Source organism: Streptomyces sp. NPDC040610 (assembly GCF_055594065.1).
Genome location: NZ_JBVIXA010000008.1, coordinates 291,829 through 312,222, shown reverse-complemented (window position 1 = coordinate 312,222; position 20,394 = coordinate 291,829). Strand labels below are relative to the sequence as shown.

The window sequence follows — 20,394 nt, the reverse complement described above, 5'->3', positions numbered from 1 at the left end:
GAACCAGCGACACAGGAAATCACACAGGACACGACACAGAAAGGCTCACGGAGATGGACCGGGCAGGCGTCAGGAAAGAGATCCAGAACTTCATGGATCAGTACTACGCACGCGAGGACGGCGCGGAGGAAGGCGCCGAGATGTACGACATCGACTCCTTCACCATGGTGCAGCTCGTGCTGTATCTGGAGGACAAGTTCGACATCGTCATCCTGGAGGAACTGCACGGATTCAGCGGCGGCGACTTCGACGCCTTCGCCGCGTTCGTCGCGGCCGCCGGCCAGGAGAACGATGCGGCGTGACCCGGGTCCTGTTCGTCCTCTACGCGGAGAAGACCCACCTGTTCATCCAGGTGCCGCTGGCGCGGGCTTTCGCGGCGGCCGGTCATGAGGTGCGGGTGGCGAGTCAGCCGGAGCTGACCTCGGAGATCACCCGGGCCGGTCTGACGGCCGTGCCCGTCGGCCGCGACCACGGCATGGGGCGGCTCCTCACGCTCCGCCCGGAGTTCAGAAGCCGCTTCGGGGGCAGCGACCTGCCGCCGTTCGATGTGGCGGATGTGCCGGGTGAGTTGTTGTCGTTGGAGTATCTGCGGGCGGGTTATGGGGATGTGGTGCCGTGGTGGTTCCGGTTGGTGAATGAGCCGTTGGTGGATGAGTTGGTGGGGTTGTGCCGGTGGTGGGAGCCGGAGTTGGTGGTGTGGGAGCCGGGGACGTTCGCGGGTGCGGTGGCGGCTCGGGTGTGTGGTGCGGCGCATGGGCGGTTGACGTGGGGGGTGGATTTCTTCGGGCGGGTGCGGGAGCAGTTCGTCCGCCTCGCGGGCGAGGCGGGGGAGTCGGTGGGTGGTGCGGGGGATCCGCTCGGTGCGTGGCTGAGTGACCTCGGCCGGCGCTACGGAGTGGGGTACGACGAGGAGTTGACGACGGGTCAGTTCACCGCCGACCTGCTTCCGGCCCCCTTCCGGTTCGACACGGCGATCGACTACGTCCCCGTCCGCTACGGGACCTACAACGGGGTGTCGGTGGTGCCGCGGTGGTTGTGGGAGGTGCCGGTGCGGCCTCGGGTGGGGTTCACGTTGGGGTTGAGTGCGGTGGAGCGGCTTGCCGGGTATGCGGTGTCGGTGGTGGAGGTCTTGAAGGCGCTGGCTGAGCTTGATGTGGAGGTGGTGGCTGCGTTGCCGGGGGCGGCGGAGATCCGGGAGCAGTTGGGTGTGGTGGGGGATCGGGTGCGGGTGGAGGAGTTCGTGCCGTTGGCGGCGCTGGCTCCGACGTGTGCGGTGATGGTTCATCACGGCGGGTTCGGCACGATCGGTACGACCTCGCTCCACGCCGTCCCCCAACTCGCCATCGCCGAACAGCTGGACGCGATCTGGCTCGCCCGCGGTGTCTCCTCCTACGGCGCCGGGATCGACCTCTCCGTGGCGGAGGCGACCGGCGAACGCGTCGCCCACGAAGTGCGGCGGCTCCTCACCGACCCCTCGTTCACCGAGGGCGCCCGGCGGCTCCGCGCCGACCTGCGCGCCATGCCGAGCGCCGCCGAAGCCGTTCCCCACCTGCTCCGCCTCGCCGAACGGCACCGACGCCCACCCCTGGCAGCCGCGCACCACCCCCAGGCGAAGACCAAGTGAAGGCAGGCGACGACATGACCGACGCACCAGGACACGAGAACCCCACGGCGACACCGGGCGACGGAACCCCGGCCACAGCACCGGGGCACGCGCCCCGCACCACCCCTCCCCCCGGCCGGGAGCCGCCCCCCGCGCCGCAGCGCGTCGTCGTCACCGGCCGCGGCGTCGTCTCCCCGCTCGCCCCGAACTGGCCCGACACCTGGGCCGCCCTCGTCGCCGGGAAGAGCGGCATCCGCGACATCACCGGGTTCGAGGTGGGCGACCTGCCGGTCCGCATCGGCGGCGAGGTGCCCGGCTTCGAGCCCGAGCGGCACCTGCCACGGCACGTCGTCCGGCGCACCGACTGGACCATCCAGGTGGTCGTCGCGGCGGCCCGCACGGCGCTCCAGGAGGCCGGGATCGAGATCGTCGAGGGGCTGGCGCCGCGGGTCGGCGTCGCCGTCGGGTCCATCATCGGCTCCACACGTGTCGCCTCCCGCAACGCCATGGCCATGCGCGACGAGGGCTACGCCGCCGTCAGCCCGCAGGTGTTCCCCACGATGGGCATCAGCTCGGCCGCCGAGGTGTGCCTGGAGCTGGGTGCGCGCGGTCCGTCCGCCGAGATGGTCGCCGCCTGCGCCACCGGCACGGTGTGCGTCGGCGAGGCGGCACGCTGGATCCGCGAGGGCCGCGCCGACGTCGTGGTGGCCGGCGGGATGGACGCCTTCGACCGGCTGGAGCTCGCGGCGGCGGCGCGGGCCCGGGTGCTGTCCCGCAGGGCGGGCGACCCGACGGCCGCGAGCCGCCCCTTCGACAAGGACAGGGACGGCTTCGTGATGGGCGCGGGCGCGGGCGTCCTGGTCCTGGAGAGCGCCGCCCACGCCCGGCGTCGCGGCGCCGCGGTCCACGCGGAGCTCGCGGGGTACGCGTCCACCACGGACGCCCACCACCTCACGGCGCCCTCCCCCGACGGCGCCCAGGCCGAACGCGCGATGCGCACCGCCCTGGAGTCCGCCCGCGCCACGCCCGCCGACGTCGGCTACATCAACGCCCACGGCACCGGCACCCGCCTCAACGACGCCACCGAACTCACCGCGATCCGCCGGGTGTACGGCGACCACGCCCCCCGCGTCCCCGTCAGCTCGACCAAGAGCATGACGGGCCACATGCTCGCGGCGGGCGGCGCCGTGGAGGCCGCGGTCGTCACGGAGGCCATCCGCACGGGCGTCGTGCCGCCCACCCTCAACTGCGACTCCCCCGAGGACCCGGCGATGAACTTCGTCGCGCACCAGGCCCAGGAGCACGACGTGGAGGTCGGCGTCAGCCACTCCTTCGGCTTCGGCGGCCACAACGCCGTGCTGGTCCTGCGGCGCTGGCGGGGCTGACGGCACCCGCCAGCCCGCCACCCCACCGGCACCCCGCCCGTCAGTCCACCCGCACCCCGGGCACGTACCGGATCCACCGCCCGCCCGCGTCCCGGAACTCCTGCTCCTTCGCCATGATCTCCTCCGCGTGGTTCCACGCGAACAGCACCGCGTACGGCGGGCGGTCGTCGGCGAAGCGCTGGTGGGGCACCACCGGGATGTGGGATCCGGGGGTCAACCGGCCCTGTTTGGCGGGCGTGGTGTCGGTGACGTATGCGATCAACTCGGGCCCGATGCCACAGTAGTTGAGGACCGTGGCGCTCTTGGCGGTGGCTCCGTAGCCGACGACGTCCTTGCCCTGGGCGCGCAGGTCGCGCAGGAGCGAGGTGAGGTCGTCGCGGGCCTTCAGGACCCGGTCGCGGAAGCCCTCCAGGGTGTGGCGCGCGGTCAGCTCCGCGGCCGCCTCCTCGGCGAGCAGCTCGCCCACGGCCGCGGTGCGCTCGCGTGCGCCCGCGCGTGCCAGCGTGTAGCGCACCTCGCCGCCGTGCACGGTCAGGCGCTCCACGTCGACGAGGTCGAGGCCGTGCAGGCGTGCCATCTCCGTCACCGACCGGGCGGTGAAGTAGTAGAAGTGCTCGTCGTACATCTGGTCGAAGGACGTCTGCCGCACAATGTCGGCGAAGTAGGGGTCCTCGAAGACGAACACGCCGTCGGGCGCGAGGAGTTCGCGCACACCGCGCAGCACCGAGCCCATGTACGGGATGTGGCACAGGGTGTTGGCGGCGTAGATGACCGCGGCCCGGCCGTCGTCGGCGCGGATGGCGCGCGCGGTCTCCTCCTCGAAGAAGTCCTTGCGCACCCGGATGCCGCGCGCGGCGGTGACGTCGGCGACCGAGCCGGAGGGTTCCACGCCCAGATGCCGGATACCGGCCTCGGCGACCGTCGCGAGCATGACCCCGTCGTTGCAGCCGAGTTCGACGATGAACGCGTCGTCGCCGGTCAGTTCGGTGCCGACGAAACGTTCGGCGACGCCCCGGAAGTGTTCCCGCATTCGGGCGGATCCGGAGGAATGGTAAGGGTAATGATCGTGGAACATGCGCTCGCGCGGTACTTCATGGAGAAGCTGCACCATCGTGCACGAGTCGCAGGCTCCGACGACCAGCCGGAAGAAGTGTTCGGGGGCCGTTGATCCGGGTGGCAGGAAACAGTCCGATATCGGCTGTTTCCCGAAGTCCATGAATGCGACGACCGCACCGCCGCAGACGCGGCACGCGGCAGAATCCGGCATGGGGCATCTCCTCCGTGAGCGGATTGCTCCCCGGCTGCGGCAGAACACCGCGATGCGGCGACCGCGGATATCACGGCCACCGGACCGGGGAATTACTCAGAGGCTACGGACGAGTCGGGGTGAGGGGAACGGGCCGGGTCGTCCGCGATTTCCGGGCCGAGTGCGGTGGCCGCGGCCTCGTCGACTTTCCGGATCATCCAGTCGTTGAGGTCGCTCTCCATGTGCTGGGCGGCTTTCTCCCACCGGTCGCACTGCTCGGCGGACGCGGTCACCTGCACATCCTCCGTCGCCCCCGCATCCTGCGGCTCGGTGCGCGCTGCCCGCAGATGGCGGCGCAGCTCATTGCGGGACCAGCCGTGCGCCTCCGCCTGGCCGAGCCAGTGGTCCTGCGCCGGTGCGGGCAGCGCCGCGACCTCGGCGTGGTGCTGCAGGCTCAGGCCGTCCCGCCGGCGGGACGGCGGGAACTTGCGCGCGATCCAGGCGTAGTTGCGCAACGTCTGGTAATCCAGGGATGTCTGCTCGATCGCATCGCGATATCGGCGGGGATACGTCTGCTGACCGAATACCAGCCAGTCTCCCAACCACCACGCGGATGAATCGACAATGGCAAATATCTGCTCCCCGATGGTTTTCCAGTGTTCCAGTGGCAGATAATCGGGCAAGGAGAGCGAGGACCGTCGCGTGCGCGCCCGGTCGTCCACGGTTAACTTCTCCTGCGGGCCGCTGATGTTCGGTGTGGGATGTCGTAGATTCGGCATGTCACTGTCTCCCCCGGTGACGGCTCATCATGAAGCGATTCGAGCGGTCAGTAAAGAAACAGTAATGAGGGGTCCGGGTTGGCACAAGGGGAGTGCGCCGTTCTCGGCCGTCGGCCGCGGCACCGCTCCGGCCGCCCGCGCCGTCACCCCGTCCGTTCCGTTCCGCCCCAGCCGTCTCGTGCACCCTGCCGGAAAGAGGACCATGAAGCAGGACCGTGGTGATCCTTCAGCGGCCGTGTGCGTCATCGGCGCGGGCCCGCGCGGAACGTCGATCCTGGAACGCATCGCGGCCAACGCGCCGGAAATCCTTGGCGACCGGGAATTCGCGATCCATCTGGTCGACCCCTTTCCGCCCGGCTCGGGACGCACCTGGCGGACGACGCAGAGCGAACTGCTGTGGATGAACTCGGCGGCCGAGCAGGTGACGATGTTCCCGGACAGCGCGGTGCGCTGCGCCGGGCCCGCGCACCCCGGGCCGACGACGGGCCGGTGGCTGGCGGAGACCGGCCGCGGCCCGCTCCACGACGGCCACTACGCGTCACGGGCCGCGCAGGGCCGCTATTTGCAGGAGTTCTTCCGTGGTGTACGCACCCACCTGCCCCCGAACCTGCGTCTGCACCTGCACCGCGCGACCGCCGTCGACGTCCGCCACGCCGGTACGGACCGCCAGTCCGTCGTCCTCGACCGCGGCCGCCGACCGGTGCCCGCGCCCCAACTCGTCCTCGCCCAGGGCCACACGGACGTCGTCACCGACACCCCTCGTGGCCTCACCCGCATCGGCCCCGGGCGCGCCGACGAGGACGGGCTCGACCGGATACCCACCGGCGCCCCGGTCGTCGTGCGCGGCCTCGGGCTCGTCTTCATCGACTGTCTGCTGCTGCTCACCGAGGGCCGCGGCGGCCGCTTCACGCGCTCGCGCTCCGACGGCCGTCTCTCCTACCGCCCCTCCGGCCGCGAGCCCGTGCTGTACGCGGGTTCCCGGCGCGGAGTCCCGCCGTACCCCAAACCCGCGTACACCCTCAACTCGCCCTGTCCGCCGCCGCGTCACCTCACCGCGGAGATGTGCCGTGCGCGGCTGCGCCGCCCGGGGTTCGACTTCGACCGCGACCTCTGGGTACCGGCGCTCCAGGAGCTGTGCTGGGCGTACTACCACGAGCTGTTCACGGCCCACCCGGAGCGCACCCGCATGGACTGGGCGTCGTTCGCCGCGCAGTACGAGCGCTTCGCGGGCCACGACGACCGTGCCGCCAAGCTCGTCGGCGCCGCCGTCCCCGACCCCGACGACCACTTCGACCCCGAACGGCTCACGGCCCCGCTCGCCGACCACCGCTCCCCCGACCCACTCGCGCTCCAGCACCGCGTCCGCGCGCATCTGCGGGACAGCGTGCGCCGACGCCGGGAGCCTCGGCACAGCGCGCACGTGGCGGTGATCCGCGCGCTCGGCGCGGTCGGCGGCGTCCTCGGGGACCTGTACAACGCGGGGGAACTCCCGCCCGCGGCCGCCGCCGTGGCCCTGCGCCGGTTCTCCGTCGGCGCCTTCCTCAGCAGCGGGCCGCCGCCGCTGCGCATGGAGCAGCTGATCGCGCTGAGCGAGGCGGGCGTCGTCACCTTCACCGGCCCCGGCACCACCGTGACCGCCGACGAGGAAGCGTCCGTCTTCCGCTCCGCGAGCCCGCAGGTCCGGGCGGCGTACACGGCCCGGATCCTCCTGGACGCCCATCTGCCCGAGCCCGACCTCGCCCGCACCGCCGACCCGCTGCTTCGCCGTCTCCTGGCGGCGGGCCACATCAGCGAGGAGACCGCGCCGGACGCCACGGGCGCCGCCCGCCCCACCGGCGCCCTGCGGATCCGCGACGGCCACCCGCTCGACGCGGCCGGTCACGCCCACGACACCTGGTACGTCGCCGGTCCCGAGCAGTTCCCGCACGCGGGCACCGACGCGGGGTTCTTCCGCCGCAACGACGAGATGGCCCGCGCCGTCCTGCGGCGGGCGGCGGCCGGGCCCACCGGCGCACTGTGGTAGCACTGCTGCCATGAAGGACAAGTCCGCGCGGGCAGGCTGCGCGGGCACGTCGGCCTGTGGCACGAGACGTACATCGCCCCCGAGGGCTCGTACGAGTCCATCTACTTCGACATGCCACCCTTCGGCCTCGCGGCGGCCACCGGGAGCCTGCCCGTGGAACGCCGGGGGCGGCGGGCGGCGCAGCGGTTCGCGCACCGGGCGGATCAGCCCAGGAAGCTCAACCGCACCTGACGGTTCGGGTTGTCCTTGTTGGTGTCGACCAGGCACACCGACTGCCACGTCCCGAGCTCCAGGGACCCGCCGATCACGGGCAGCGTCGCGTGCGGGGCGACCAGGGCGGGCAGGACGTGGTCGCGGCCGTGGCCGGGGCTGCCGTGGCGGTGCTGCCAGCGGTCGTCGGCCGGGAGGAGCGTGTGCAGCGCGGCGATGAGGTCGGCGTCGCTGCCCGCGCCGGTCTCCAGGACAGCGACACCGGCCGTGGCGTGCGGGACGAACACATTGAGCAGGCCGTCGCGGCCGCGGGCCGCCTCGCTCAGAAAGCTCTCGCACTGGCGGGTGAGGTCGACGACGGTCTCCGCCGAGCCGGTCGCGACGTTCAGAATGCGGGTGGTGAAGGCATCGGACATGCTTCCCATCCTCCCCCAGTCCGACTGTCCGGCGAGTCGGCACACCGGGCGTTCTTCCAGTCCGTGATACGTGGTGTCCATTCTGCGAGACATCGTTGACCGTTACCGGAGCGGATGGCTACGTTCTGGCGCATGTCGCGTTCAGCTCTGCTCACTTCGCGCGGTCACATCGACCTGCTGCGAGTGGCTTCCGCCGCGTGTCGTCGCGGCCGCTGACGCCTTCCCTTCTCCGCTCTCCGGCTTCCCCGCCCTCTCCGCGGTCCTGCCCGGCCCCAGCCGTCCCCTTTGAGCCCGCCCGGCCCTGAGGGACGCTCCCCTGCGGCCGTACGGGCCCGCTTCTCCTCCCCGTGCCGGAGTCCTCGCCCGCGCCGAACTCCCCCGCCCTGGAGCGCCATGAGCATCAGCCATGCCCCGCCCTCATCCGTCCCGGCACCCGACATTTCAGGAAAACCCGAGAAAGAGGCGGTCGAGGCCGAGCCCGCGGCGGCTCCGCCCGATCTCGTCGCGCTCGTCCCCTCCTCCGCCCGCCGCACCCGCGTCCCTCGCTGGCTCCGCCGCACCACCGGACCCGTACTGCTGCTCGCCCTGTGGCAACTCCTCAGCGCCACGGGGGTGTTGAGCAGTGATGTGCTCGCCTCCCCCGGGACCATCGCCCGGGTCGCCGGGGATCTGATCGAGGACGGCTCGCTGACCTCCGCGATGAGCGTGTCGCTCCAGCGGGTCGCGGTCGGGCTGCTGCTCGGCACCCTCGTGGGCACCGGCCTCGCACTCGTCTCCGGCCTCTTCCGCATCGGCGAGGACCTGGTCGACGCCAGCGTGCAGATGCTGCGGACCGTGCCGTTCGTCGGGCTCATCCCGCTGTTCATCATCTGGTTCGGCATCGGCGAGACACCCAAGATCGCCATCATCACGCTCGGCGTCTCGTTTCCGCTGTACCTCAACGTGTACGCCGGGATCCGTGGCGTCGACTCCCAACTGATCGAGGCCGGTGAGTCGTTGGGCCTTTCGCGGTGGGGCCTCGTACGGCATGTGATCCTCCCCGGCGCCCTGCCCGGCGCCATGACGGGCCTGCGCTACTCCCTCGGCATCGCCTGGCTCGCCCTCGTCTTCGCCGAACAGATCAACGCCGACTCCGGCATCGGCTTCCTGATGGTCCAGGCCCGGGACTTCCTGCGGACCGACGTGATCGTCGTCTGCCTGATCGTGTACGCCTTCCTCGGCCTGCTCGCCGACTTCGTGGTCCGCACTCTCGAAAGGCTGCTGCTGCAATGGCGACCGACGTTCACCGGCCGGTGATCGGCCCCTCCCGCCGGGCCGACGCCACCGTCGTCCGCGTGGACGGCCTCACTCGCGCCTTCGACGGGCGCGCCGTCATCGACCGGCTCCGACTCGACGTCCAGGCCGGGGAGTTCGTGGCCCTGCTCGGACGCAGCGGCTGCGGCAAGTCCACTCTCCTGCGGATCCTCGCGGGCCTCGACCGTGACATCGAGGGCACCGTGCTCGTGCCGCGCCGCAAGGCCGTCGCGTTCCAGGCGCCGCGCCTCATGCCCTGGAAGCGGGTGTGGCGCAACGTCCTCCTCGGCCTCCCCGGAAAGCCCGAACGGGCGGTGGCGGAAAGGGCGTTGGATGAGGTGGGGCTCAGCCGTCGGTCGCACGCCTGGCCCAAGACGCTGTCCGGCGGCGAGGCCCAGCGCGCCTCGCTGGCCCGCGCGCTGGTGCGGGAGCCGGATCTGCTGCTCCTCGACGAGCCGTTCGGCGCGCTCGACGCGCTGACCCGGGTCAAGGCGCAGCGTCTGGTCGACGAGCTGTGGCAGCGCCGCGGCTGCGCCGTCCTGCTCGTCACCCACGACGTGGAGGAGGCGGTGCTGCTCGCCGACCGGGTCCTGGTCATGGACGAGGGCGTCATCGCGCACGAGCAGCGGATCGATCTGCCGCGCCCGCGCGACATCGCCGACCCCCGCTTCGCCGCCCTGCGCACCGGGCTCCTGGAACGCCTCGGCGTCGAGGCCCCGAGCACCGCCGCCGCCCAGACCGCCTCCTCCCCGACCGCCGCCGCGACCACCTCCTAGCCACCCCCTCCCCGACCGCCCCCCGCGGCCATGTCCGCCGCCGCATCCTCCCCGACCGCCCCCGCGACCACCTCCGCCGCCGCATCCTCCCGGCCGCCGACACCCCCGCCTCCTCCCCCCGACCTCGTAGAACGGACCCCCGCCCATGCCACGCCCACCGCACTCCCCGCCCGCACGCCGCCTCCGGCATCTCGCTCCTCTCCTGCTCCTCCCTCTGGCCCTGGCGCTCAGCGCCTGCGCCGGTTCCTCCTCCGCCAACACCTCCAGCGGGGGCCTCGGCGGCGGCAACACCGACGGCAAGGGGTCGCTCACCCTCAACGTCGGTGACCAGAAAGGCGGTTCGGAGGCCGTGCTGCGCGCCGCCGGGGAGCTCGACGACCTCCCGTACAAGATCAAGTGGTCGACGTTCACGTCCGGTCCGCCGCTCCTGGAGGCCGTGAACGCCAAGGCCGTCGACGTCGGCGCGGTCGGCAACACCCCGCCGGTGTTCGCCGCGGGCGCGGGCTCGAAGGTCTCCGTGATCGCGGCGACGCACGGCACCGCGCACGGCGAGGTGATCGCCGTACCGAAGGACTCCGAGCTGCGCGACACCGCGGACCTCAAGGGCAAGTCCGTGGCCGTGGCGCAGGGTTCGTCCGCGCACTACCAACTCCTCGCCTCGCTCAAGAAGGCGGGGCTCACGCTCAAGGACGTCGACGTCAAGTATCTGCAACCCGCCGACGCGCTCGCGGCGTTCAGCGGCGGCAAGGTGGACGCGTGGGCGGTGTGGGACCCGTACACCTCGCAGGTGCTGCGCGGCGGGAAGGCCCGGGTGCTCACCGACGGCGAGGGGGTCGTCAACGGGCTCGGCTTCCAGGTGGCCGCGCCCGACGCGCTGAAGGACAAGAAGAAGTCCGCGGCCGTCGCCGACTATCTGAAGCGGCTGCGCAAGGCCCAGGACTGGGTCTTCAAGCACCCCGGGGCGTGGGCGAAGGTGTGGGCGAAGGACACCGGGCTGCCGTACGAGGTGGCGCTCGACGCCGTCAAACGCACCCACGGCACCCGCGTGTTCGTCGCCGTCGACCAGAACGTCGTCGACTCCGAGCAGGAGATCGTCGACGCCTTCGCCGAGCTCAAGCTCATCCCGCGCCGGGTCGACTTCGGCGACTTCACGGACACCCGGTTCAACGGCTCGCTGCCGCCCTCCACCACCGCGCCCCGTACGTACAAGGAGTCCTGAGCATGACCGTGCACCTCCACTGGTTCCTGCCGACCGGCGGCGACGGCCGCACCCTCGTCGACCGGCACGCCTACACCGACGGCGGCATCACCCGCTCCCGCGTCACCCCGGTCTCCGGCGTGCGCGCCCCCGACATCGAGTATCTGGCCCAGATCGCCAAGGCCGCCGAGCAGTTGGGCTTCGAGGCCGTGCTCACGCCGACGGGCACCTGGTGCGAGGACGCCTGGCTCACCACCGTGGCGCTCGCCCAGCACACCGAACGCCTGAAGTTCCTGGTGGCGTTCCGGCCCGGGGTGATCTCGCCGGTCCTCGCGGCGCAGATGGCGGCGACATACCAGCGCATCACCCGCGGCAGGCTGCTCCTGAACGTCGTGACGGGCGGGGACTCCACCGAACAGCGGCGCTTCGGCGACCACTTGGACCACGACCGCCGCTACGCCCGCACCGACGAGTTCCTCTCGGTGGTGCGCGGCGTGTGGAGCGGCCGTCCCTACGACTTCGAGGGCGAGCACTACCACGTCGAGGGCGGTCTCACCGCGCTGCCGCCGGACCCCCTGCCGGAGATCTTCTTCGGCGGTTCGTCGGCCGCCGCCGGCCCGGTCGCCGCCCGGCACAGCGATGTGTACCTCACCTGGGGCGAGCCGCCCGAGCAGGTGAAGCGGAAGATCGACTGGATCCGGGGGCTCGCCGAGGCCGAGGGGCGCACCGTGCGCTTCGGGATCCGGCTGCACACCATCTCCCGCGACTCCTCCGCGGAGGCCTGGGCCACCGCGGCACGGCTGCTCGACGACCTCGATCCTGACACTGTCGCCGCCGCCCAGGAGGCGCTCGGCCGCAGCGAGTCGGTGGGCCAGCAGCGGATGCTCGCGCTGCACGGCGGCTCCCGCGACGACCTGGAGATCTCGCCCAACCTGTGGGCGGGCGTCGGCCTGGTGCGCGGCGGCGCGGGCACCGCGCTCGTGGGCAGCCACGCCGAGGTGGCCGACCGGATCGAGGAGTACCACGCGCTCGGCATCGAGCACTTCGTGCTCTCCGGCTATCCGCATCTGGAGGAGGCGTACTGGTTCGGCGAGGGCGTGCTCCCCGACCTCGCCGCGCGCGGGCTGCTCCCCCGCATCCCGGCCTCGCCGCTGACCGGCGTCCCGGCGGCGAACGGGCGGCCCGCGTCCGCTCCGGGCGGCGCGCCGCTGTTGGTGGCCGGGGGGCGCTGAGCACGCCCGCGGGCCCGGGGAAGATCTCGGCTCCTGCCGTAGTTAGTAGAAGCGTGAACGACATCGGGGTACGAGACGCGGGCGTCACCGACGTGGACGTCGTGGTGACAGGCGCAGGTCAGGCGGGTCTGTCCAGCGCCTATCACCTGCGGCGCAGGGGGTTCGAGCCGGAGCGGGACTTCGTCGTCCTCGACCACGCGCCCAGGCCGGGCGGCGCGTGGCAGTTCCGGTGGCCGTCACTGACGTACGGCAAGGTGCACGGGATGCACGCGCTGCCGGGCATGGAGCTGACGGGCGCGGACCCCGAGCGGCCCTCCTCGGAGGTGATCGGGGAGTACTTCGAGCGGTACGAGCAGCGCTTCGACCTGCGCGTACGCCGCCCCGTCGACGTGCACCGCGTCAGCGAGGGCACCGACGGGCGGCTGCTCGTCGAGACCTCGGCGGGCGTCTGGTCGACCCGGGCGCTGATCAACGCGACGGGCACCTGGGACCGGCCCTTCTGGCCGCGCTATCCGGGTCAGGACACCTTCCGGGGCCGGCAGCTGCACACCGCGATCTACCCGGGCCCGGAGGCCTTCCGCGACCAGCGGGTGATCGTCGTGGGCGGCGGCGCGTCCGGCACCCAGCACCTGATGGAGATCGCGCCGTACGCGGCCGAGACCTGGTGGGTGACGCGGCGCCCGCCCGTCTTCGCCGAGGGGCCCTTCGACGAGGAGCGGGGCCGGGCCGCCGTCGCGATGGTCGAGGAGCGGGTGCGGCAGGGGCTGCCGCCGCTCAGCGTGGTGTCGGTCACCGGACTCCCCGTCAACGACGCGGTGCGCAAGGCACGCGAGGACGGCGTCCTGGACCGCCTCCCGATGTTCGACCGGATCACCCCGACCGGCGTCGAGTGGGACGACGGACGGCACGTCGAGGCCGACGTCATCCTCTGGGCGACCGGCTTCCGCGCGGCGATCGAGCATCTGGCTCCGCTGCGGCTTCGCGAGCCGGGCGGCGGGGTCCGCATGGACGGCACGCGCGCGGCGGCCGACCCGCGCGTGCACCTGGTCGGGTACGGGCCTTCGGCCAGCACGATCGGCGCCAACCGGGCGGGGCGGGCGGCGGTGCGGGAGATCGTGCGGCTGCTGGAGGGGGAGCCTGCTGTCGTGTGAGGTGCTGGCGGGTGGGGTGGGCTTTCCGCCAGGCAGGGCGGGGTGGGCTACCCGCCAGGCAGGGCAGGCGGGGCTTTCCGCGAGGCCGACCGGCCGTCGGGCGACTTGACGGTTCCGTCCCGTGAGACGCCCTCAGGCTCCGGCGAGTTGACGCATGACGTACCGTCAGGCGTTCTCGCTCCGCGCCGACTCGACCGGCGGGATCGCCAACAGCGTCCGATAGTGCCCCGCCGGATGCGGCTCCCCCACCGGCTCCCCCGCGACCTCCACCCACGCGTGCGCCTGGAACGGGCTGGTCCGCACCCCCGTGCACCACGTCGGCCACACCCCCCGGCTCCGGCACAGCAGGGCCGTCGCGATGGACCGCTGGAGACAGGCCTGGCCCGCGCAGCGCAGGCTCACGGACACGATGTCGCGGCGCACCGCGCGGGCCTGCTCGGCGGTGGCGGGCCGGGCCCCGCGGCGCAGGAACTCCAGGACCGCGCGCACCCGGGCGGGGCGGGTGCCCGCGAGCATCCGGGCCACCGCGACGGCGAGCAGCGGCAGCAGCCTGCGGTGCAGCGGAAGCCGGTCCCTCGTGGACAGGGCGACGGGGGCGCTCATCGCGACTCCACGACGAGGCGGGCCTCGCGCAGCGCCTCGACGAGGCGGGACACGTCGCGGTGCGCGGCGTCGGGGGCGGCGCGGTGGCGGGTGGTCAGCTCCTGGGCGGCCTGGTCGTGGGTGCGGCCGTCGAGCAGGTTCCTGAGGACCAGGACGCCGGTGGGGTTGAGCTGCCAGTAGCGGCCGGTGCGCTGGTGGAGCAGGACGGCGCCGTCGTCGGTCTCGGCCAGGGAGACGTCGGGGTGCAGGGTCAGGGTCATCGGGGTCTCCCGGTCACGGTCGTCGGGGTCTGTCGGTCGGGGGCGGTGCCTCGCGGCGGTCAGGGGGCGGCGCCTCGCTGCGGTCGGGTGGGACGCTGCCTCACGGCGGTCGGGGGTGTCGGGGCCTCGCAGCGGTCGGGGCGCGGTGCCTCCCTGCGGTCAGGGGCATCGGGGCCTCGCCGTCGGCGGGGTCGACGCCTCGCGGTCAGGGGGGCGGCGAACCCCCGGTCGCGGTCGTCACGGGCTCCCGAGCGGAAGGGGGCTGCGGGCGGCGCGGGCCCAGGTCTCGCAGCCGAGGAGCTGCTCCACGGCGATGTCCCGGGAGGAGTCGGCCTGCGGGGCCAGCAGGTAGGCGCGCACCGCGTCGGCATCGATGAGTCCGAGGTCGACGAGGACGCTGCCGGACGAGAACACGTCGATGATCGCGGCGAGGTTGGCCTGGCGACCGGCCCGCAGGTCGGCGCTGAAGTCGCCCTTCGTCGTCCGGTCCAGGATCGTGTCCGGGACGAGCCCGCGCATGGACCGGGCGAGCAGCGGCTTGTACTGCCACGGCGTGGTGCGTTCGTGCGGGCGAACGGCCAGGACCGCCTCGACGACCCGGTCGTCGAGGAAGGGCTGTTCGAGGCGGACGCCCTCGGCGGCGAACAGGCGGGACACCTGGCGGTAGGCCGGTGACGTGATCCGCAGGGCGGCGAGGTTCTGGTGCGGGCCCCGGTCCTCGGCGAGGGGGCGGGCGTGCTCGGCGGTGGCGCGCAGGGCGGCCCGGGCGGCCTCGATCGCGGCGTCCGTGGCCCAGGCGGGCGCGCGCAGCGGTGCGAGGCCCCAGCCGATGCACGGCAGCCGGGCGGGCGGGGGCGGTGCGGTGAGGCCGTCGGCCTGGGAGCGCCACCACTGGGAGACGCTCTCGGCGCGGGCGAGCTGGGTCAGACAGCCCCACAGCGGCCAGCGGCCGAGCGCTCGGCTGCCGCGCAGGTGCCGGATCAGGGTGAGGGGGTGGCGGCGCGCGAGGCGGTGCAGATAGCCGGGCATGCGGCCGAAGAGTTCATCGGCGCCGTGCCCGGCCACGTGCCGCCGGGATCCGTGCTCGGCGAGGACGGCGGCGGTGTGCCGCATGCGGGCCTGGGTGCGGGTGTAGAGGTACGGCCGTTCGGTGTCGGCGAGCGCGGCCGGATCGGTGAAGATCGACGGCAGGTCGCCCTGGGCCACCACGAGGTGGCGCGCGCCGGGCAGTTCGGCCGCGGCGAGCGCGGCGAAGCGGGCGTCGTCGTTGCCCGCCTCGGCCTCGGCCCAGCGGAAGGTGAGCAGGTCGGGGGTGTGCCGCGCGGCGAGGAAGGCGAGGGAGGTGGAGTCCATGCCGCCGGACATGTCGGCGCTGAGGCCGGTGCCGACGCCGAGCCTGCCTGCGGCGCTACGGCCGGTGTCGGCGCTCAAACGGCTCGCCGCACCCGGACCACTCTCGGAGCCCGGACCACTCTCGGCGCTCGAACTGCTTTCGTCGTACGAAGCCGTGGCCACCCCGCCCGTGCCTCCACCGCCCTGCCCCGCCCCGCTCAACCCCTCCACCGCAGCGACCAACGCCTCCCGCACCGCCGACGCGCCCTCCTCCAGGCCGAGTTCGGGGCTGGGCGGCGACCACCAGCGGCGCTCGCGAGCACGGTCGGGTTCGAGGATGAGGCAGTGGTCGGGCGGCACCGTGGACACGCCGGTCCACGCGCTGCGGTCGGAGAGCGGGGGCGGCAGCATGCCGCCGCAGACGACGCGCAGGGCGAGGGTGTGCTCGTCGATCCCGGCGCCGGTGAGCGCCCCGAGCGCGTCGGCCCGGTCGGCGGCGACGGGGATCCCGCCGTCGAGGCGCGCGTGGAACACCTGCCGCAGTCCGGTGACGCTCCCCTGCACCCGGGTGGCGTTCCCGGCGGCGGCCACCAGGTGGAAACTGCCCGGCAACTGCCGTGCCAGGGCGTCGACATCGGCCAGCGTGCGCAGCCGTCGGCACAGCCGCTCCAGGTGGGTGGCGGTGACCGGGCAGCGCCCGATCACCACCACCCGTACCGGCCCCACCGTCACCTGCCGGACCTCGTCCGGCTCCCAGCTCCCCACCAGCCACAGACGGCCTGACGGGTGGGGGACCAGCCGGGGCGCCGCGAAGGGGTACGCGTCGTCGAGCGGCGGCGTACCCGGCGTATCCGGAAGGACGACGAAACCGGCACTCATGTCACACGGCCTCAGTTCTCATCGAGCTCATGACCATCGATCTCAAAAAGGGGCCTGCCTCGCGCACGAGGTTCGCCCTGGGAAGGGGACCCGCACCACACATGTCTGGCGTCAGGCTCCGGAACGATTGGTCACCAGCCCTGCTCGCCGAGGACGTCGGTGTACCGGTTGCCGAAGCCCAGCGTGTCCTCCGAGAAGTCGCCGACGGCGATGAGAGCCGGGGGCTCATAGCTGGCGGCCTGGTCGCGCTCGTCGATACCCGTCTTGTCTTCCATGGTTCCTCCTGTGAGGTGCCCTGACAGATGAAGGAGCCCTCGGTCCGAGGGCCCCGGGTGACGCGCGGCAAGTATTCGAACTGCTTGCCGGAAAGCGGACTACCCCCCAACTCAGGCGTCTACACCGCCACTTGCGCCACAGACGCATCGAGATCACGAGGAGCCGCTGGGAGCCGCCCCTCGGCTCCCGCCCGGAATCCCGGATTCAGTGGCCGCCGCCGGCCCGCAGCCCGCGCGGCACCAGCCACACGACGAGCAGCGCGACGGCGGTCACGATCCCGGCGCTGACGTACGCCGTGGTCGTCAGCGCGGACTCGAACGCCGCCCTGGCCGCGTCCATGAGCCGCTCCCCCGCCGCGCCGCCCAGACGGTCCGCGGCCTCCACGGCCCCGCCGACGGACTCCCGGGCCTGCGCCGTCCGGCCCTCCATGTGGGCGGCGTACACAGAGCCGTGGATGGAGCCGAGCAGAGCGACACCGAGGCCGATGCCGAGTTCGTACGAGGTCTCCGAGACGGCACCGGCCTGTCCGGCCCGTGCCGCGGGCACCGTGGACACCAGGACGGAAGCGGCCGCGGTGATGGCGAGCCCGTCGCCGAGGCCGAGCGCGACGAACACGACCGCCACGACGCCGTACGGGGTCGGCTCCGCCGACAGGGCGAGCAGCAGGAACCCGGCGATCAGCCCGCCGAGCCCCAGGGCCATCACGGCACGTACCCCGAACCGCTCCATCAGCAAGGGCGAGAGCAGCGACCCCGCGAGCATCGCACCTGCGGCGGGCAGCGTCCGCAGGCCCGCGCCGAACGGCGAGTATCCGTGGACGTACTGGAGCCACAGCGACATCAGGAAGAGCGCCGCGCCGATGGCGAGCATCGCGAGGAACGTGGCGAGCGCGGCCGCGGTGAACGCGCGGTCGGTGAAGAGCCGGACGTCGAGCAGCGGGTCGTCGCGCGTGAGCTGTCTGCGGGCGAACACCACGAGGAGCACCACGCCGAGGGCCAGGATCGCGAGGTCACCGACGGCGAGGCTGCCCTTGGCGACGTGCTTGATGCCCCACGCGAGCGCGATCACGCCCACGACGGAGAGCGCGGCCCCGGGCCAGTCCAGCGGGCCCTTCGCGCCGCTGCGGAACTCGGGCAGGAGCCGCACACCGGCGACCACGGTCACCACGACGACGGGGACGTTGACCCAGAACGCCGCCGACCAGCCGGAACTCTCGACGAGCAGGCCGCCGACCAGCGGGCCCACGGCGGCCCCCGCGCCCGCGACGGCCGCCCAGATGCCGATGGCGAGGGTGCGCTCGCGCGGGTCGGTGAAGATGTTGCGGATCAGCGAGAGCGTCGACGGCATGACCATCGCGCCGCCGATGCCGAGCAGGACGCGTCCGGCGATGAGCTGCCACGGGTCCGCGGCGGTCGCGGCCACCACCGAGGCGAGGCCGAAGAGCACGAAGCCGGTGAGGAACAGGCGTTTGCGGCCGAGGCGGTCGCTGACCGCGCCGGAGGTGACGAGCAGGCCGCCGAGGACCAGACCGTAGATGTCGATGATCCACAGCTGTTCGACGGCGGTGGGCCGCATGTCGTCGATCAGCGACGGCAGCGCCACATTGAGGATGGTGGCGTCCATCGCGACCAGGAGCAGGCTGGCGCACAGCACGGCGAGCGCGGCCCAGCGGCCGCGCCCTGGCGTCGCACGGCCGACCGCGGCGGGGCCCGAGGAGTCCAGGTCACGGGCCACGGGACATCTCATCCCTTCGCGGCCCTCCGGCCCCGTGCGCTCGCCGCGCACCGGGCCAAAGGCCCTCTGCGTACCTACCTGTCAGGGAAATTCCGTCCAAGTATCACCCACATGCCCGCTATGCGCCTTTTCTCCGCTCCGGTCACGCGCTCTCCGAACGTCTCCGCCGTCGTACGGCGAGCGGACGGCGCCGCGACGCCGTGCGGGGGGCGCCCGTGGACCTGGTCGTCAGGACGCGGATGTGATCGGTGAAGTCGGCGTCGGGCAGCGGGAGTTCGATGTCGGGGTCGACGTAGCTGACGGCGGTCGCCACATAGTCCATGACCGCGCCCACGACCGCGGGCCTGGTCCCGAGACCCGCCGCCCGTTCGGAGACCTTCAGTCTGCTCAGGACGCGCAGCGTCGTCGGCACGCTCGGGTCGGTCCGCACGGGCGGATGGTTGAGCGGAAAGCCCGGTTCCGGGCAGCCGCCCGGCTCGTCCGCGGCCCGCGCCGGGAGCACCGCGCTGGGCGTCTGCTGCTGCCACCACGCCGCCTCACCTCGCTCCCCGAGCGAGAGGTGATGCAGATAGAGGCAGTACGAGGCGGCGGTGTCGCCCGCGCCCGCCGCGTACTGCCACCAGAACCGGGCCGAGTCCTCAGCGCCGCTCAACTGCAGGATGCAGCCGAGGACCCGGGCGCCCGGCGGCTTCGGCAGCGCCTGGGTGAGGAAGTCGCTCAGCGAGGTGACCGCCGCGGTGGTCACGACGGCCTCGCACAGGCTCTGCAGGTCCCGCGCCGCGGCCCGGGCCACGCCGTCCTTCCTGCCCCGGCCCGCCTGCGGCATGACGGCGTGCACCGACCCCGGCGGGAGACCGGCCGCGGCGCACACACCGGCGCCGGTGGCCGCGAGCCGCCCGTGGGCGGGGGCGGCGCCGGGGCGGACGGCGCGCACATGGTCGTACGGGGTGTCGGTGTCGTCGAGGAGCCGGGCGCGGGCGAGCAGTTCGTCAATCGCTACGGTCACCGGGGTGTCCCTCCTGGGTGGCGGTGCGGAGGCGGCCGTCGAGGTGGCGCCGGGCATGCCGGGCGGTGGAGCGCACCGCGGCGAGCGGAATGCCGAGGACGGCGGCGACAGCGGTCTCGTCCAGGCCGCGCAGATGCAGCAGCACCATCACGTCGAGCTGCCCGGCCGGCAGCCTGCGCATCCCGTCGAAGAGGAACATCGACTCCTCGATCTGCGCGACGGGGTCGGCGGCCGTACGCAGGGCGAGGGTGTCGAAGGCCGCTTCCACCAGCGCGGGGCTGTTGTCGGGATGCGGGGTGCGCTCCATGACGGTCTGGCGCAGGATCTGCCAGGCGAACCGCTCCGGGTTGTCGCTGGCGAGCGCCTCGTCCCAGAGGAACAGCAGCAGGATGAAGACGTCGTCGACGGCGCGGCGCGCCTCGGCGCGGCGGCGCAGGAACGTGTGCGCGTAGCCGGTGTAGGCGTCGCGGTAGAGGTCCTGGAACGCGGAGAAGTGCACGGGAAGGCGGTCGTCGGCGGACAGGCCGTCCCCCTGCAGGCAGCTGTTGATCCAGATGGTTCGCTTGTTGGCCTCGCGGGCGGCAAGGGCCCAGAGCGCGCGCATGTCCGCCATCGACGGGGCGGGCCAGTGCAGCGCGGTGAGCAGGCTGCGCGTGAACTCCCAGCGCGGGTAGCGTCCCGCGGCGCGCAGCAGCTCGGATATCTTCGAGCGGGACCAGCCCGTCTCGCGTTCCAACTGGCCGATGGTCAGGCCGCTGGCCTGGTAGGCCCCGCGCAGCGGCTCCAGCCAGGCGCGGTGCGCACGCCCCGTCCCGGCCGTGATCGGCCCGAGCTTGCGGCCCCGCTTGCTGCGCGGGGTGTCCTCGGGCGACATGGGCTTGCCGGTCACCCGGTGCCCTCCTCACCCCGGCCGGCCGGTGGTGGGCCCAGCTCGTCGTGCCCGCCGCCTGGGTCTTTCCTGTCTCGCCCGTGCATCAGGCTCCTCATATGCG

General features: G+C 72.9%; 20 protein-coding genes and 1 pseudogene. 11 read left to right on the top strand and 10 right to left on the bottom strand.

The features are described 5' to 3' along the window. The first annotated feature begins 53 nt into the window (after nt 1-53). The 3 genes from ACZ6AA_RS27155 to ACZ6AA_RS27145 are packed head-to-tail and all read left to right on the top strand — an operon-like array spanning nt 54 to nt 2,988. Entirely contained in the window at nt 54-302 is a 249-nt protein-coding gene (locus ACZ6AA_RS27155; RefSeq protein ID WP_468455770.1) for a hypothetical protein, read from the top strand. Continuing rightward, complete coding sequence (locus ACZ6AA_RS27150) at nt 299-1,624, top strand: nucleotide disphospho-sugar-binding domain-containing protein (protein WP_471460491.1); 1,326 nt, start codon at nt 299-301, stop codon at nt 1,622-1,624. Before ACZ6AA_RS27155 ends, ACZ6AA_RS27150 begins: the two co-directional genes overlap by 4 nt. A 14-nt stretch (nt 1,625-1,638) precedes the next feature. Then, nucleotides 1,639-2,988: a beta-ketoacyl-[acyl-carrier-protein] synthase family protein gene (locus ACZ6AA_RS27145; RefSeq protein ID WP_471460488.1), complete on the top strand. Its 1,350-nt coding sequence runs from the start codon at nt 1,639-1,641 to the stop codon at nt 2,986-2,988. A gap of 40 nt (nt 2,989-3,028) precedes the next feature. On the opposite strand, the gene ACZ6AA_RS27140 is transcribed toward ACZ6AA_RS27145, so the two are convergent. Both ACZ6AA_RS27140 and ACZ6AA_RS27135 read right to left on the bottom strand, forming a co-directional pair. Continuing rightward, nucleotides 3,029-4,255, bottom strand: coding sequence for a methyltransferase domain-containing protein (locus tag ACZ6AA_RS27140; RefSeq protein WP_468455764.1), 1,227 nt, complete (start codon nt 4,253-4,255; stop codon nt 3,029-3,031). A gap of 92 nt (nt 4,256-4,347) precedes the next feature. Continuing rightward, a complete protein-coding gene (locus ACZ6AA_RS27135; RefSeq protein WP_468455762.1) occupies nt 4,348-5,013 on the bottom strand; it encodes an LmbU family transcriptional regulator in 666 nt (221 codons plus the stop codon). Nucleotides 5,014-5,215: 202 nt separating this feature from the next. On the opposite strand from ACZ6AA_RS27135, the gene ACZ6AA_RS27130 reads away from it, so the two are divergent. Together ACZ6AA_RS27130 and ACZ6AA_RS27125 are read left to right on the top strand one after the other, a co-directional pair. After that, nucleotides 5,216-7,036, top strand: a complete 1,821-nt coding sequence (locus ACZ6AA_RS27130; protein WP_471460483.1) for an FAD/NAD(P)-binding protein — start codon at nt 5,216-5,218, stop codon at nt 7,034-7,036. Nucleotides 7,037-7,060: 24 nt separating this feature from the next. Then, nucleotides 7,061-7,267: pseudogene (locus ACZ6AA_RS27125) on the top strand (monooxygenase family protein); the annotation flags it as partial. Here the strand turns inward: ACZ6AA_RS27125 and ACZ6AA_RS27120 are convergent. Beyond that, nucleotides 7,240-7,662 carry a secondary thiamine-phosphate synthase enzyme YjbQ gene (locus ACZ6AA_RS27120; RefSeq protein WP_471460480.1) on the bottom strand — a complete coding sequence of 141 codons (423 nt, stop codon included), beginning with the start codon at nt 7,660-7,662 and terminating at the stop codon, nt 7,240-7,242. The pseudogene ACZ6AA_RS27125 and the gene ACZ6AA_RS27120 sit on opposite strands and share 28 nt — an antisense overlap. A gap of 114 nt (nt 7,663-7,776) precedes the next feature. On the opposite strand from ACZ6AA_RS27120, the gene ACZ6AA_RS27115 reads away from it, so the two are divergent. From ACZ6AA_RS27115 to ACZ6AA_RS27090, 6 genes are all read left to right on the top strand, one after another. Beyond that, on the top strand, nt 7,777-7,878 hold the full coding sequence (locus ACZ6AA_RS27115; protein ID WP_468455757.1) for a putative leader peptide: 102 nt from the start codon (nt 7,777-7,779) through the stop codon (nt 7,876-7,878). 177 nt (nt 7,879-8,055) lie between these two features. Then, nucleotides 8,056-8,958 (top strand): ABC transporter permease, encoded by a 903-nt coding sequence (locus ACZ6AA_RS27110; protein WP_468455755.1) that lies wholly within the window; start codon nt 8,056-8,058, stop codon nt 8,956-8,958. Further along, a complete protein-coding gene (locus ACZ6AA_RS27105) occupies nt 8,931-9,731 on the top strand; it encodes an ABC transporter ATP-binding protein (protein WP_471460477.1) in 801 nt (266 codons plus the stop codon). The genes ACZ6AA_RS27110 and ACZ6AA_RS27105 overlap by 28 nt, the downstream gene beginning before the upstream one ends. 145 nt (nt 9,732-9,876) lie before the next feature. Beyond that, nucleotides 9,877-10,950 carry an ABC transporter substrate-binding protein gene (locus tag ACZ6AA_RS27100; protein WP_471460473.1) on the top strand — a complete coding sequence of 358 codons (1,074 nt, stop codon included), beginning with the start codon at nt 9,877-9,879 and terminating at the stop codon, nt 10,948-10,950. Nucleotides 10,951-10,952: 2 nt separating this feature from the next. Then, a complete protein-coding gene (locus ACZ6AA_RS27095) occupies nt 10,953-12,161 on the top strand; it encodes an LLM class flavin-dependent oxidoreductase (protein ID WP_468455749.1) in 1,209 nt (402 codons plus the stop codon). Between the two features lie 53 nt (nt 12,162-12,214). Continuing rightward, nucleotides 12,215-13,312, top strand: coding sequence for an NAD(P)-binding domain-containing protein (locus ACZ6AA_RS27090; RefSeq protein WP_468482697.1), 1,098 nt, complete (start codon nt 12,215-12,217; stop codon nt 13,310-13,312). A 165-nt stretch (nt 13,313-13,477) separates the two neighbouring features. On the opposite strand, the gene ACZ6AA_RS27085 is transcribed toward ACZ6AA_RS27090, so the two are convergent. The 7 genes from ACZ6AA_RS27085 to ACZ6AA_RS27055 form a co-directional block, all read right to left on the bottom strand. After that, on the bottom strand, nt 13,478-13,915 hold the full coding sequence (locus ACZ6AA_RS27085; protein WP_471460468.1) for a lasso peptide biosynthesis B2 protein: 438 nt from the start codon (nt 13,913-13,915) through the stop codon (nt 13,478-13,480). After that, nucleotides 13,912-14,175, bottom strand: a complete 264-nt coding sequence (locus ACZ6AA_RS27080) for a lasso peptide biosynthesis PqqD family chaperone (RefSeq protein WP_468455744.1) — start codon at nt 14,173-14,175, stop codon at nt 13,912-13,914. The genes ACZ6AA_RS27085 and ACZ6AA_RS27080 overlap by 4 nt, the downstream gene beginning before the upstream one ends. Nucleotides 14,176-14,412: 237 nt before the next feature. Beyond that, nucleotides 14,413-16,386 (bottom strand): asparagine synthase-related protein, encoded by a 1,974-nt coding sequence (locus ACZ6AA_RS27075; protein WP_471460466.1) that lies wholly within the window; start codon nt 16,384-16,386, stop codon nt 14,413-14,415. Between the two features lie 131 nt (nt 16,387-16,517). Continuing rightward, the gene (locus ACZ6AA_RS27070; protein WP_468455740.1) at nt 16,518-16,661 is read right to left on the bottom strand and encodes a lasso RiPP family leader peptide-containing protein; all 144 of its coding nucleotides are present in this window, start codon (nt 16,659-16,661) and stop codon (nt 16,518-16,520) included. A 205-nt stretch (nt 16,662-16,866) separates the two neighbouring features. Further along, complete coding sequence (locus tag ACZ6AA_RS27065; protein WP_468455738.1) at nt 16,867-18,396, bottom strand: MFS transporter; 1,530 nt, start codon at nt 18,394-18,396, stop codon at nt 16,867-16,869. A 142-nt stretch (nt 18,397-18,538) separates the two neighbouring features. Further along, nucleotides 18,539-19,402 carry a hypothetical protein gene (locus tag ACZ6AA_RS27060; protein WP_471460460.1) on the bottom strand — a complete coding sequence of 288 codons (864 nt, stop codon included), beginning with the start codon at nt 19,400-19,402 and terminating at the stop codon, nt 18,539-18,541. Then, entirely contained in the window at nt 19,386-20,291 is a 906-nt protein-coding gene (locus ACZ6AA_RS27055) for a helix-turn-helix domain-containing protein (RefSeq protein WP_468482691.1), read from the bottom strand. Before ACZ6AA_RS27055 ends, ACZ6AA_RS27060 begins: the two co-directional genes overlap by 17 nt. Nucleotides 20,292-20,394 lie beyond the last annotated feature (103 nt).

What these genes read in the sequence shown, in the direction of transcription:
- ACZ6AA_RS27110 (WP_468455755.1), top strand. Translation starts at nt 8,056, where the DNA reads ATGAGCATCAGCCATGCCCCGCCCTCATCCGTCCCGGCACCCGACATT.
- ACZ6AA_RS27155 (WP_468455770.1), top strand. Translation starts at nt 54, where the DNA reads ATGGACCGGGCAGGCGTCAGGAAAGAGATCCAGAACTTCATGGATCAG.
- ACZ6AA_RS27080 (WP_468455744.1), bottom strand. Translation starts at nt 14,175, where the DNA reads ATGACCCTGACCCTGCACCCCGACGTCTCCCTGGCCGAGACCGACGAC.
- ACZ6AA_RS27135 (WP_468455762.1), bottom strand. Translation starts at nt 5,013, where the DNA reads ATGCCGAATCTACGACATCCCACACCGAACATCAGCGGCCCGCAGGAG.
- ACZ6AA_RS27130 (WP_471460483.1), top strand. Translation starts at nt 5,216, where the DNA reads ATGAAGCAGGACCGTGGTGATCCTTCAGCGGCCGTGTGCGTCATCGGC.
- ACZ6AA_RS27095 (WP_468455749.1), top strand. Translation starts at nt 10,953, where the DNA reads ATGACCGTGCACCTCCACTGGTTCCTGCCGACCGGCGGCGACGGCCGC.
- ACZ6AA_RS27085 (WP_471460468.1), bottom strand. Translation starts at nt 13,915, where the DNA reads ATGAGCGCCCCCGTCGCCCTGTCCACGAGGGACCGGCTTCCGCTGCAC.
- ACZ6AA_RS27140 (WP_468455764.1), bottom strand. Translation starts at nt 4,255, where the DNA reads ATGCCGGATTCTGCCGCGTGCCGCGTCTGCGGCGGTGCGGTCGTCGCA.
- ACZ6AA_RS27115 (WP_468455757.1), top strand. Translation starts at nt 7,777, where the DNA reads ATGGCTACGTTCTGGCGCATGTCGCGTTCAGCTCTGCTCACTTCGCGC.
- ACZ6AA_RS27105 (WP_471460477.1), top strand. Translation starts at nt 8,931, where the DNA reads ATGGCGACCGACGTTCACCGGCCGGTGATCGGCCCCTCCCGCCGGGCC.
- ACZ6AA_RS27075 (WP_471460466.1), bottom strand. Translation starts at nt 16,386, where the DNA reads ATGAGTGCCGGTTTCGTCGTCCTTCCGGATACGCCGGGTACGCCGCCG.
- ACZ6AA_RS27120 (WP_471460480.1), bottom strand. Translation starts at nt 7,662, where the DNA reads ATGTCCGATGCCTTCACCACCCGCATTCTGAACGTCGCGACCGGCTCG.
- ACZ6AA_RS27100 (WP_471460473.1), top strand. Translation starts at nt 9,877, where the DNA reads ATGCCACGCCCACCGCACTCCCCGCCCGCACGCCGCCTCCGGCATCTC.
- ACZ6AA_RS27145 (WP_471460488.1), top strand. Translation starts at nt 1,639, where the DNA reads ATGACCGACGCACCAGGACACGAGAACCCCACGGCGACACCGGGCGAC.
- ACZ6AA_RS27070 (WP_468455740.1), bottom strand. Translation starts at nt 16,661, where the DNA reads ATGGAAGACAAGACGGGTATCGACGAGCGCGACCAGGCCGCCAGCTAT.